We start from the raw sequence: 12449 nt of genomic DNA, 5'->3' as shown, positions 1-12449 counted from the left end.
GTACAGGCGGTGGATGTGAAAGGCAACGTTACCCGTTATGCCTACGACCGTGCGGACAACCTGATACGGCTGGAAGAGCCGGACGGCAATGTGCACCGGTTTGAGTACAATGCCATGGGAAACATGGTACATGCCAGCGACAACATCCGCGAGGTCAGGTACACCTATGGGGCACTGGGGGTACTGAAAAGCCGCGAGCAGGAACGGCACCACATCACCTTCGGCTACAACAGCGAGCTGCAGCTCCGGCGCATCGGCAACGAGGCGGGCGACAACTATTTCTTCGAGCTGGACGGGCTGGGACAGGTCGTTGCGGAAACCGGCTTCGACGGTCTGCGCCGTGAGTACGAGCGCGACGGTGCGGGCCGTGTCACCCGTGTAAACCGTCCCGGAGGAAAATGGACGGAATACCAGTATGATGGACTGGACAATATCCTGAAGGAGGAACAGTATGACGGGGAGGTCTCCCTCTACACGTATGACAAGGACGGCATGCTCGTCAAGGCGAAGAACTGCGAGAACCTGCTGGAGTTCACCCGTGACAGGAAGACGGGACTGATTACAGAGGAAAGGCAGGGAGAACACACCGTCAGCCGGGCTTATGACGGCGAAGGCAACTGTACTCGTATCACCAGCAGTCTGGGAGCGGACATCCGTCACACTTATGACCGGGAAGGCAACCTGCAGACCATGCAGGCAGGCGAGAGCTGGCAGGCATCATGGGTGCGTGACAACACGGGGCTGGAGGTGCAGCGCACCTTCTCCGGTGGCGTAACCGTCAGGACGGAGCGCGACCGTTTCGGGCGCGAGGTGCGCAAGTCGGTACGGTCAGGCGGCATAGAGAAAGGGGCTTACCGCTACCAATGGGGAATCGCCAACCGCCTGCTCTCCAAGGAAAACGAGCTGACGGGAACGGTCATTCGCTACGACTATGACCGTTTCGACTTCCTCATCCGGCAGGAAACCACCCAGGGCTCGGAAACGGATGTGATTTACCGCGTGCCGGACTTCGTGGGCAACCTCTTCGGGACTCCGGACAGGAAGGACCGCAAATACGGTGCCGGTGGAAGACTTTTGGAGGACCCAGATTGTTTCTACCACTACGATGACGAGGGGAACCTCATTTTCCGTGAGTTCAAACGGTTGCAGGAAACGGGCGTAAGGTACGACCGCAAGCGCATGGAGAAGGAACGTGGCATCCGCTGTCTGGCAACGGGAACGGGATGGCTCTACGAGTGGGCTTCAAACGGTATGCTGAAGAAAGTGATACGCCCGGACGGCAGGCCGGTGGAGTTCCGCTACGATGCGTTGGGACGGCGTACTGCCAAGCAGTATTTCGGAAAGGTTACACGCTGGGTGTGGAACGGAAACGTACCGCTGCACGAATGGTGCTACAAGGTAGCGGAAACACAATGGGACGAAGAGGAAAACATCCTTCCAAAAGAACCGGCAGAAGATGTTACCACCTGGGTGTTCGAAGCAGGCACGTTTGTACCAACAGCAAAGATACAGGATGGTAAGCAATATTCTATTGTGTCCGATTATTTGGGTACACCTATTCAGATGTACGATGAAAAAGGAAACAAAACTTGGGATTGTACACTAGATATTTATGGAAAAGTGATTACTGTAAATAAAGGAATGGAGTTTGATTGTCCATTCAGGTTTCAAGGGCAATATGTGGATGAGGAATCGGGATTATACTACAACCGTTTTAGGTATTATGAACCAAGAATTGGTAGTTACATGAGTCAAGATCCTATAGGATTAAAATCTGGTATTTTAGCAATATATAGATATGTTAATTCTACTAACATAGCACTTGATATTTTAGGCTTATCTCATGCTTATAAATTAAAAAAAGCTATGGAAAATGCCTATAGGCCTGTTGCTGCTGGACAGACTCCACATCATATTGTTCAATTGAATCGGAATAATGAATATGTAAACAGATCCAAAGCCGTATTGGAAAGGTGTCACATAGGAATTAATGATGCCGAAAATGGAGTTGCTCTATGGGGTACTGCTAATTCTCAAGTAACTCAATCTGGACATCCAGGAAGAGAAGCTGCCAGAACTACTGGTACTTACCATGCAGGGTACATACATTCGCTTGAAAGTGATAAACGAATATGTGAATTATTAGAGAGTGCTGAGAAATATGCGATAGACAATAAATTAAGCGATAATTTAAAAGACAATTATGTCAGAAAACAATTACAAAAAATTGGAACAGAAATAGAAAGTGGAAGATGGAACAATTCAACCCATTAATTCATAAGTAATTTATATTAAATATCGACAATTATGTTAACAGACTTAAAATTAAAAATAACAAGTTTACAAAAAAAGAATAATATTCTTCTTATAAAAGAATATTTAAAAAATGTACATAGATGGGAATATTCGACCAAGGAATATTATAATCTACTACCTTATTATCATTTACTTAATAAAGAAAAAAAAGGTAGACTTTTAAAAAACATGACCATTGAAAAATGGAATTATCAGGACTTGTTCAGATTTGGCTTCGATGAAAATAACAAAATGATTATTTCAGAGCAACATATAGATGCAGATATACGAAAAGGTTTATATATCAGTTTATATGAATATTCTAAACATGGATATAACAAAACCTATTTCAAATATTACCCAACAGAAAATGAAAATACACCCGTAATTAATTTAATATCTATATCAAAATTTGAAATAGTAAATAATGAGAATTCAATATATGTTGGAGTTAATATTTATGGTGATAGTTCAACTATAGAATACTTTTATGATAATAATAAACTCATTAAAGTCATCAAAACAGCCTCAAGATGGAAACATAAAGAAGAATATAACTTGTTTTACAATAAAAATGAAGAACTATACAAAATTATTTTAGGAAATACCATTTATTGGCAAAATCAAAAATAAAACAAAGCCCCCATTAACTCATCTCACTTAGATATACTATCTTTGTGACAAGCAACAACTAATATGTTACAATTCCCAACTGTTTCATCAGTATAGCTCAAAATGTCCAAAAAAAATTCAACCAGTTATAAACGATAACATTATGAACATGAATAATCTAAAAGGTTTTGTCTTCTATGTGGATATACTAGGATTTTCAGCTTTAACACAAGGTAAAATCCAGCTTACAGAAGACGATTTTAATATTTGGCAGGTCTCTAAACATTTTCAGACTTCAGGGAATCAGGAATTTGCAGCCAATATTTTGATCATTTTTCGGAAAATCTTGGCAAACTGCCAGAGTAAATACCCTACAGTAAATTTCACCCAGTTGTCCGATTGCGCTTTCGTCTGGTCTGAAAACATGAAAGATGTCATACTTTCATGTCATACTATTATGTGGGATTGTTTGCAGAATGGTATTCTATGTCGTGGTGGTATTGCATACGGAGATATCATTGAAGATAACAACACTAATTTGGGACAAATGTTGCTAGGAAATGCTGTAAGTAAGGCTGTCAAATTGGAACAGGCTGGGGCCAAAGGCTGCCGTGTTTTAATGGATCAGGAGGTTCCGGCATTTTTACATGACTATGATTCATCATTTTTGAGCAAAATTTACCAGTTGTTCCAACCTTTTGAGAATCCCTTGGATTACCAAATCTATGATGAATTCAAATGGTATTACTCCCAAAGTCTGAAAGATTTAAACACGACTAAAGGTATAATTCAGGCAACAGTCGAAAGATTATGCCTCGCTGCAAAATTACAATATCATCCCAGATTTAACTGGAATGTCCGGTCTCAAGAGGGTAATATCCATGTAAAATCATCCATGCGATTTACTTCAGCAAATGAACAGAATGTTTTTAATATAGAGCATACCTTTGATTGGAAAGAAATGGTAGATTTAAAAACACGAACAGCAACAAATTATAACCGTATAGCTAAAAAAATTCAAGGGGAAGCCTTATCTTGTACCATCGATAAAGAAGGACGCATAAAGTTTCCTCCAGTACCATAGCAACTATTGAACATTTTTTATATTATGGACATTTTTTCTAAAGAAATTATTATACCTATAACGGCAGCCATACTGGGCATTGCCGTTCCCTTGTTAATTGGAGTTATTCAGCGGATAGACGATAAGTATGAATCTACCCGCCTGATACAACTCTTTATGAACGAAAGAAGCACAAAGCATTTTCTTGGCCTGCTCGCTATTACCATATTTTTACTGTTCTATCAATTGGTCGCTCCACCTAACTATTTTGATTTCGGAGCTCTTACAAAGTACATAGATTATTCTGCCATTATTCTCGCGACAATATTCTGTGTACTGCTGACATTCAGTATATTTATGATTTTCAGGCTTATCTATATTTATAATGTGCCTGAAAAACTGCAAAAGCATCTAATCAAGAGAAACGATATTCCACGAAATACCAGAAAGGCATGGTTCGAACTTTTTATTGCCATGCTCAAACAGAACAATGTGGATGTATTGCGCGATTGCTATCAGGAATTGTATGATTGGACCATGTCTTTACGTGAGGGCAGACAATGGACGGTAATGGAATATCCACCGGAGTTATACGAAGGTATCATCTCCGTCAATGAGCAATTATGCATGCAGCAAAAGGAAGCGGTTTCCATCAAAAACGGCAATGACATAGTCAACGTAATGCTGGATGGAGTCCAGTTCACCATAATGCATCAGAATACCTACCGTACAATCTGGACTTGCTTGAACCAGCAATTATTTTACAAACACAGTGAATGGATTATCAAATATTGGAATGCAGCCAATTCACTTCTGCTTCTTCACCTTGCAGATTTCCAACTTAACGAGCGTATATATGTCTCCTATACCTCATCTGGACAAGTCATTGCTGACAGTAAAATGGTCAAGCTAAGGCAAAAAGAACGAAAAGAGTTCAAGGAGTTCCATATCGCATTGGGAGGGCTTCTGCTGTTCAAAAAGGAGCACAAGCTTCTGAACCAACTTCTGTATTACACCAATAGCCAGCCACCTCATTATGTACTGATACCTGATTCATTGGCTGAAATCATCTTGTTGTATATGGACTTGCTTTCGTCTGATTCCGATTCAATGTACAGATACGAGCAAAAATATCCATTTTTTGGTCTTCAGGCTGGCGTACGCAACAATAGCATCATCAATGGCTGGATACAGAAATACTTGTATATCCTAATGTTACGTCTGGCAACACTTAACCGTACCTATGTTTACGAGGATTTTTATTCACTGCCGGCTCTTCCTGAACCCTTGTCCGAAAAGAACGAATGGCTGGAAAATGTTCCTATTATCCTGAAACAGATTGAGCAGAATTCCATTCCATTGGAAGACATCACAACAATACTGCCATTGGATCAGTCGCGCATATACAGGACTAAACATAAGCTGAAGAATGCACTGGAGTCCCTTTCCAATTCGCTTACTTCAGCAATACAACATCAAAAAGTTACTCAACAGCTGTCTGAAGATGAAATTCAGGATTTTTACCAAATAGCATCAGATAGTATTGGCAGAGAAATGAAGTGGATTACAGAAGTATCTGTCATAACTGATGATGAGCACAAAAACTGTAACAAGTTCGATTGTGTCGGAAGAATACGTCAGCTGATGCCGGCAGAGGCATTCTGTACGGATAAAACAATAGGATATGTCAATTTTAAGGAGTCTTTCAGTGCTGCTACACTATACTCTTTCAAAAACTGCTGGCTCCGAAGCTTCCAGTATCAGCCTAAAAGTGAATATAGGGTTTTTCCGGAGAATCTTGACAAGGCCTTCCAGACTTTAAGATTGACCGACAAACAGATAATCATCGGATTCCATTTCAACTGGTACAATGCTTATCCTCAGAATTTACGGAAGGAAAACGAGTATAAGTTCAAATCCCCTGACAACAGATTGTTGTATAGTCTGCCTGGAGATCATACAGTCGAATTTACAAATACTGTGATTATTCTCAACAAGTCAGACCTGCCCAAACTGAAATTACTTGATCCGCCTTCCACACTAAAGGATAAGTTTCATTTGAAATGTATCAATAAACAATACAAGTTATATGCCTCTGTAATCAAATTATCCGAAAACGAACCTCTTCTGAATGAATATATCAGTTCGGGAGCATACTTGGAAAAAGAATTGAAACAGATGGCATTGGTTTGTACAGAGCTGGACGCACAGATACTATGGAAGCAGAATATACCTGTTGTCATGATTAAGGTGCTCGACCGCTTTATTGACAGCGGCAATGAAAATCTTTCCGAAATCCGTCCGTTCAATGCCGACTGATACACATTCGGATATCAGATTGACACTTCTGACTATTAGAAAACCATCATAAAACATACAGGTTAAAAATTGGAAAAACAAAGAATTGGGAAGACCTCTATGTTCACAGCAAATGAAACACAACATTCATTAGGTCGTCTCATTTAGAAACACTATCTTTGTAACAGGTCTATACAATAAATATATGAGTAGAATCAAGATTAAAAACTTCGGTCCGTTGAAAGAAACAGCATCTGTAACGGACGGATGGATAGATATAAAGAAAGTAACCGTTTTTACGGGTAACCAGGGTAGCGGTAAAAGTACGGTTGCCAAACTGGTTTCCACCTTTACATGGATGGAGAAGGTCTTGACACGGGGTGATTTCAAGGAGAAAGAATTTACCGCCGCCAAGTTCAAGAACAAGTATTGCGGTTACCATCGTATTTCCAATTATTTCATAAAGGAACAGACTGAGATTTTCTACGAAGGGGATTCCTACAAGTTTACCTACACGAAGCAAGGCGAACTTGTCATAGAAAAGAATGAGAATGCATTGGACAGCTATGCCCTTCCTCAAATCATGTACGTTCCTGCCGAACGGAATTTCATCAGCATGGTCAACAAACCGAATCTGATTAAGGATTTGCCGGATGCCTTGCTAGGTTTTCTTACGGAATATGACAAAGCCAAACAACGCATTAAGAGTAGTCTGGAACTGCCTATCAATCATGCGCAACTGGAATATAACAAACAAAATGACATTGTTTATGTCAAAGGTGAGGACTATAAGGTGAAGTTGATGGAAGCGTCCAGCGGATTCCAATCCATCGTACCGCTTTATTTGGTTTCTTTACATTTGTCCGAATCTGTAAAAAGTCAGGCGAATAGTGCCCAGAAGATGAGCAGCGATGAAGCGAAACGCTTCGAAGCGGAAGTTGCGAATATATGGAACATACCGAACCTTACGGACGAGCAACGGAGGATTGCCCTTTCAGCCGTTTCTGCCAGATTCAACAAATCGGCATTTGTCAACATTGTAGAAGAACCGGAACAAAACCTTTATCCGGAATCGCAATGGATGATAATGAAACAGTTGCTGGCTTTTAACAATGCTTTGGAAACAAACCGTTTGGTGATTACAACACATAGCCCATACCTTATTAATAGCCTGACCGTCGCTGTCAAAGCCGGTATGCTGTTGGCTGTAGGTAATCTTTCCTGTGAGGTACAAGAAAGGATAAATGCTATTTATCCCATAGAAGCTGCCATACACCCTGACGAAATCGCTATTTACGAGTTCAACGAGATAGAAGGGACGGTAACTGTACTGGACACATATCATGGGCTTCCTTCCGATGAGAACTTCCTCAACAGGATGCTGGAGAGAACAAACGAAGATTTTGCCGATTTATTGGAAATACAACAGGAATTATGATTGACTTCTTCCCGACACAACATATATCATCATCAAACAGACGCAAATTCGGTATATGCGACCGGCCGGCTCCTGCTGCTGAAAAAGCATATATTGCAGAAAGACAGGGTCAGGATTGGATTGCGGCGGTGGATAATTATCCTCAGGTAAAGGTGAATTTCGTACCGGTTGACCATTGCATTGAACTGCGCAGGGCGGACGGGAGTATGGACAACCGCTGCGACGGCTGCCTGTTTTATAGAGATACGATCATATTTGTAGAGTTGAAGCAAAGAAAAGGCAAGGGTAATCAATGGATAAAAGACGGCGAACAGCAGTTGCGTTCTACCATTGGTTATTTTGAACAACAGGAAGAGGCACGGAATTTTCCCATAAAAAAAGCCTACATAGCCAATAGTGAAAAACCTTTGTTCAGAACCGGTCAGGCAGTACGTATGGAACGCTTTTTCTCGGAAACAAACTATATACTGAGAATCGAGAACAGAATAAATATTGAATAATTGGTTGACCCTGCAGTGATTTTCGGCGAAAAACGGAACTCCGGTACGAAACTTGATGCCTACATTTGCACTGTTAACAAAATGTTTCACTGAAAACCAATAGTTTATGGACTATACCCAAAAGATTAAGTTGCTGAACGAGTTGATGCTCAATGCAACACCGCAAAATGTAGATTTCACACCGCAAAACGGCAATTATTGTGTGGCACTGATAGCTACGCGGCCTGTTCACACTTGGGGATACCAAAAGCGTAACTTCAAGATTAAGGGACGGTTGGAAGAAGGCAAGACGGTCTCTGCCGATTTGATAGCGGAAAATGAAATGCTTTTTGGCGTGGAAGACCTGCCTTACGTGGCCCACGAGGGTGACCGTACCCCTATCTTCAAGATAATTCGTGCTTCCATTTTCTGTGCGTATGCGGGGTTGCAGCTTACAGACCTGCATCTGGGGATGCGGAAGATTGCCTGGTCAGATTATCCTTTCAAGAGACCGGATAAGGAAGAACAGGCAAAAGCGGAAATCAGATTTATGAAACGTCTGGCATCGGTAATGACTGTTCCGGATCATTGTGTGGTAGGACGTTCCGTGGTAACCCATCTCACTTCCACCCGTTTGCGGGATGTTATGCTGTACAACAAGGAGTACGAACCGTCCTTATATGGAAAGATAAAGGATTCAATAGAATCCTTATCTCCCTTTATTCCGGCAAAGGATCATGCCGATAATGTGGTTCCCGATGTATTTGTTTCGCAACAGGATTGGGAAAATCCTCGTGACACTTATGAACATCAGGTTATCATACTCAATGCCAAAAGCAAAAAGAAAGAACAGTTCTGGTGGGATTACCTGAAACTCAATATTTTCCTGAGCGATTTGGAGTATTATTTCGGCTACTATATTTTGATGAACCGTTGGCAGATTCCGATGATTCAGAGGTGGATTGCCGAGTATCGCGAAAAAGGTTTCTTCGAGTCCCAGCGTGCGAAGGATTATCTTCTGTTCTATTTGAAAGCCGGAGAAAAGACACCGGTTCGTGTTTTAAACTCACAGGGGGTGCAGGTTAAGATGAAGATGCCTTCAAGATAAGCCGGTAACATAATGTTTCTCATAGGGAAAAGCGGATTATGTATATTTCATAGGCATTTCTTTGCCGATAGAATGCATAATTGGCCTTTCCCTTTGTTTTTATGGTATATATTTATACTTTTGCCGTAAAAAAATACCATCCGGTCGGTATTTTTTTAGGGATATGGCGGAACAGGGATAGAATCCGGTTGCCGGAAGATGGAATAACAAAGACATAGAGGAACATCTCTGTTTTGAAATTCCACTTTCTGTTTGGGTTCCTCTATGCCGAACAAACCGACTAATCGGCTTATTTGAAGACAAATATAGGCAAAAAATAATATATGTATAAGAAAAAAAAAGAAAAAGGCATCGTTGGCATTTATTTCATAAACTGGTATGTATGGTCATAAATGATTTAATGGTAATTGGGTAGGACATATTTAATTATACTAAAAATGAACGTGTTTTCACTCAAAAGACCTACTTTTGTATGATACTAAAAAACAAGGTTATGAAAGGAGTAAAAGGCTCAGAAACAAAAAGATTAATCAGGGAAGCTGCATACAAACAGTTTCTGACAAAAGATTACAACACGGTTCCCCTGAAGGAGATAGAAAAAAGTCTGAATTTATCAAGAGGATGTATGTCATATCATTATCCAAGCAAGCAGGAACTGTTTATTGATGTGATTGATTTTTACATTTTTCACAAACAAGATGCCAAAAATAAGTTCAAGGACATTTCTCACACCTCTCTGCTTGAATTTATTGATTATTACATAAAGAAGGTGGAGGAAACGATGAATGCAATGAGGATCTATCTCATAGAAAAAGAGAAGACCAATATTACACGTGCATATCTTAACTTGATTTTGCAGGCAGAATATTTCTATCCGGGATTTAACGAGGCTTTCAACGAAATAACAAATAAGGAGATTAAATTATGGGAAAGAATATTTGTGAAGGCTGTTGAAACAAAAGAAATAAGATCCGATGTTAATCCTTCTACATTGGCTTTGACATTTCGAATCCTGCTGTTTGGAAAATGTTTTCAGGATGCATTGGTGAATGGATTGCGAATAGAAGAACTGAAAGTAGTTCTTTATAATCAATATGAACTAATTAAAAATTGAACTAATGAAGAAAGATGTTTTTATTACTGGGCTTGCAAGCTTCTTTCCGAACTCTCCTGTTTCCAATGATGAAATGGAAGAGTTCTTGGGACTCATTTCTGGAAAACATTCCAAAGTGCAACGGATAGTTTTAAAGCAAAATGGAATTAAACGGCGATACTATGCCTTAAACAAAAATCAAGAAATCACACATACAAATGCAGAAATGGCGATGCTGGCTATACGTAAGTTGCTGGCATTGACCAATAAGAGCCAAAAGGACATTGAGTTGCTTGCTTGTGCTACTGCGACCCCTGATCAGATCCTGCCTTCTCATGCGTCTATGGTACATGGGCTTTGGGAAGAACCTGTTGAAATATTCTCTTCTGCTGGAGTTTGTTTGTCTTGTCTGCAAGCGCTGAAAATAGCTTATTTGAGCATAGCCGCATCAGAAAAACAGAATGCAATATGCAGCACATCTGAATTGGTGTCAGCAATGCTTTTATCCAAAAACTTCGATATCGAATATGAAAGATGCTGCAATTTGGGTACCAATCCATATATGGCTTTGGAAAAGGACTTCCTGCGCTTTATGTTAAGCGATGGTGCGAGTTGTGCATTATTGGAAAATCATCCGGGAGAAAAGGGCGTATCTTTAAAGATTGAATGGATAGAAATGGATTCATATGCCAATGAAACCCCTACCTGTATGTTTGCCGGAGCTGTCCGGAGGGAGGACGGTGAACTGAAAAGCTGGAAATCTTTTGAAAGTCAGGAATTGGTCGATGAGTCCCTTATGGTTATTAAACAGGACATTAAACTTTTAGGGGCGAAGTTGATGCCGTTATGGATTAGACATATTAAATCATGTCTGAATAAACATGGCATGACTCCTGACGATGTGGATTATGTAATACCTCACTCTTCGTCAATGGTTATTTATGGTAATCTCATTGAAGCGATGAAAGACGAGAGTTTTGAATTGTACAAACGAGAGTGGTTTACCAATCTTACTTGGGTGGGAAATATCGGATCGTCAGCGATACTGGCTGCCTTGGATGAGTTCTGTTCTACCCGTAAACTCAAATCCGGTGAAAAAATACTGCTGCTTGTCCCTGAAAGTGGACGCTTTTCTTATGGAACAGTGCTATTAAGTGTCGTATAAATTTGGAAATAAACGATAAATAACGTATTTTTGCGCTGTTAAAACGACATAGTATAGTATCATATATCATCTTCCAAACGAAAAGTGGAAAATTTCAAAGAGATAAGATGGAATATGACGGCTTGCGCTATATTAAAATATATAGCACAGGTGCGTCAGCATCATCTCTAGGTATTCCACTACCGCGTTGGGGTGTTGATTGCATCTGTGCTATTTTTTATAATATAGGCAGTAGGATGGACCCGAATTTGAAACAGCGGATTATAGAGGAGGCATACAGGTTATTCATCACAAAAGGAATGAAGCAGACCTCATTCTGCGATGTGGCTGTCGCCGTGCATAAATCCAAAGGGGCTGTCATACACTACTTTCCTTCCAAAAAGAAACTGATTGATGCGGTTGTCAGAATGCGTTTTTTCCCCGACTCGCAGATTTCTTGTGAAATGTATTCCTTGGCTGACAAGGATTGGAATGAGTTTTTAAGGCAATACAGGAATCCGATAGAACGGGTGATAAACAGTTTTCCAAAACATCTGAATGGCAATCTCCTGGTGTGTTATATGCAGTTTGTTTCCTCCGCCCATGAATATATGGACGAATTTCCACAAATGTATCAGCAACTCCTTGTCCGGGAACAGGACTTTCTTTCCAATGTGGCTTATGATCATAAAATAAGTTTGAAGGATGCCAAGGCGTTCAGCAGACAGGCATTGAACACTTCTATTGGTAAGACTTTCTTGAGGATGTTCTCGGAAATTTAGGTCTGCATTCCTTTCCTTTTCTTCCCTTTCAGTTCATTCCGTTGTCTTTTAGACTGATAAATGATAAAACTTTACTTGCTGGAACCTGTTTTTTTTCATTATTCTTGGAAAAGGCTTATCTTTGCAAAATAAACCGA

At 40.5% G+C, this 12449-nt stretch carries 10 protein-coding genes; all 10 read left to right on the top strand.

Annotated elements, in window-relative coordinates:
- On the top strand, positions 1-2274 hold a 2274-nt coding region (locus tag AB5935_RS17210; RefSeq protein WP_272202817.1), incomplete at its 5' end, for an RHS repeat-associated core domain-containing protein.
- 33 nt (positions 2275-2307) lie between these two features.
- Positions 2308-2928, top strand: coding sequence for a hypothetical protein (locus AB5935_RS17205; protein WP_005858575.1), 621 nt, complete (start codon positions 2308-2310; stop codon positions 2926-2928).
- Between the two features lie 142 nt (positions 2929-3070).
- On the top strand, positions 3071-3991 hold the full coding sequence (locus AB5935_RS17200) for a hypothetical protein (RefSeq protein WP_034530215.1): 921 nt from the start codon (positions 3071-3073) through the stop codon (positions 3989-3991).
- Between the two features lie 24 nt (positions 3992-4015).
- Positions 4016-6289: a hypothetical protein gene (locus AB5935_RS17195; RefSeq protein ID WP_146265072.1), complete on the top strand. Its 2274-nt coding sequence runs from the start codon at positions 4016-4018 to the stop codon at positions 6287-6289.
- 184 nt (positions 6290-6473) lie between these two features.
- The gene (locus AB5935_RS17190) at positions 6474-7706 is read left to right on the top strand and encodes an AAA family ATPase (RefSeq protein ID WP_146265071.1); all 1233 of its coding nucleotides are present in this window, start codon (positions 6474-6476) and stop codon (positions 7704-7706) included.
- A complete protein-coding gene (locus AB5935_RS17185; RefSeq protein ID WP_005858567.1) occupies positions 7703-8206 on the top strand; it encodes a hypothetical protein in 504 nt (167 codons plus the stop codon). The genes AB5935_RS17190 and AB5935_RS17185 overlap by 4 nt, the downstream gene beginning before the upstream one ends.
- 106 nt (positions 8207-8312) lie before the next feature.
- Positions 8313-9293 carry a pseudohemocyanin gene (locus tag AB5935_RS17180; protein WP_146265070.1) on the top strand — a complete coding sequence of 327 codons (981 nt, stop codon included), beginning with the start codon at positions 8313-8315 and terminating at the stop codon, positions 9291-9293.
- A 493-nt stretch (positions 9294-9786) separates the two neighbouring features.
- A complete protein-coding gene (locus AB5935_RS17175) occupies positions 9787-10407 on the top strand; it encodes a TetR/AcrR family transcriptional regulator (protein ID WP_005858563.1) in 621 nt (206 codons plus the stop codon).
- A 4-nt stretch (positions 10408-10411) separates the two neighbouring features.
- Positions 10412-11551, top strand: coding sequence for a StlD/DarB family beta-ketosynthase (locus tag AB5935_RS17170; RefSeq protein WP_008778018.1), 1140 nt, complete (start codon positions 10412-10414; stop codon positions 11549-11551).
- A gap of 236 nt (positions 11552-11787) precedes the next feature.
- Positions 11788-12312, top strand: coding sequence for a TetR/AcrR family transcriptional regulator (locus AB5935_RS17165; RefSeq protein WP_146265096.1), 525 nt, complete (start codon positions 11788-11790; stop codon positions 12310-12312).
- The last annotated feature ends 137 nt before the right edge of the window (positions 12313-12449 follow it).

The sequence above is a fragment of the Phocaeicola sp. RTP21198st1_B8_RTP21198_201120 genome (assembly GCF_040929485.1).
Taxonomy (GTDB): Bacteria; Bacteroidota; Bacteroidia; order Bacteroidales; family Bacteroidaceae; genus Phocaeicola; species Phocaeicola dorei.
Note: the sequence above shows the minus strand (reverse complement) of the source record. Positions and strands in the feature narration are given on the sequence as shown.

Bases quoted from the DNA above. Each gene is read 5' to 3' on its own strand.
- AB5935_RS17205 (WP_005858575.1), top strand. From the start codon at position 2,308: ATGTTAACAGACTTAAAATTAAAAATAACAAGTTTACAAAAAAAGAAT.
- AB5935_RS17200 (WP_034530215.1), top strand. From the start codon at position 3,071: ATGAACATGAATAATCTAAAAGGTTTTGTCTTCTATGTGGATATACTA.
- AB5935_RS17195 (WP_146265072.1), top strand. From the start codon at position 4,016: ATGGACATTTTTTCTAAAGAAATTATTATACCTATAACGGCAGCCATA.
- AB5935_RS17190 (WP_146265071.1), top strand. From the start codon at position 6,474: ATGAGTAGAATCAAGATTAAAAACTTCGGTCCGTTGAAAGAAACAGCA.
- AB5935_RS17185 (WP_005858567.1), top strand. From the start codon at position 7,703: ATGATTGACTTCTTCCCGACACAACATATATCATCATCAAACAGACGC.
- AB5935_RS17180 (WP_146265070.1), top strand. From the start codon at position 8,313: ATGGACTATACCCAAAAGATTAAGTTGCTGAACGAGTTGATGCTCAAT.
- AB5935_RS17175 (WP_005858563.1), top strand. From the start codon at position 9,787: ATGAAAGGAGTAAAAGGCTCAGAAACAAAAAGATTAATCAGGGAAGCT.
- AB5935_RS17170 (WP_008778018.1), top strand. From the start codon at position 10,412: ATGAAGAAAGATGTTTTTATTACTGGGCTTGCAAGCTTCTTTCCGAAC.
- AB5935_RS17165 (WP_146265096.1), top strand. From the start codon at position 11,788: ATGGACCCGAATTTGAAACAGCGGATTATAGAGGAGGCATACAGGTTA.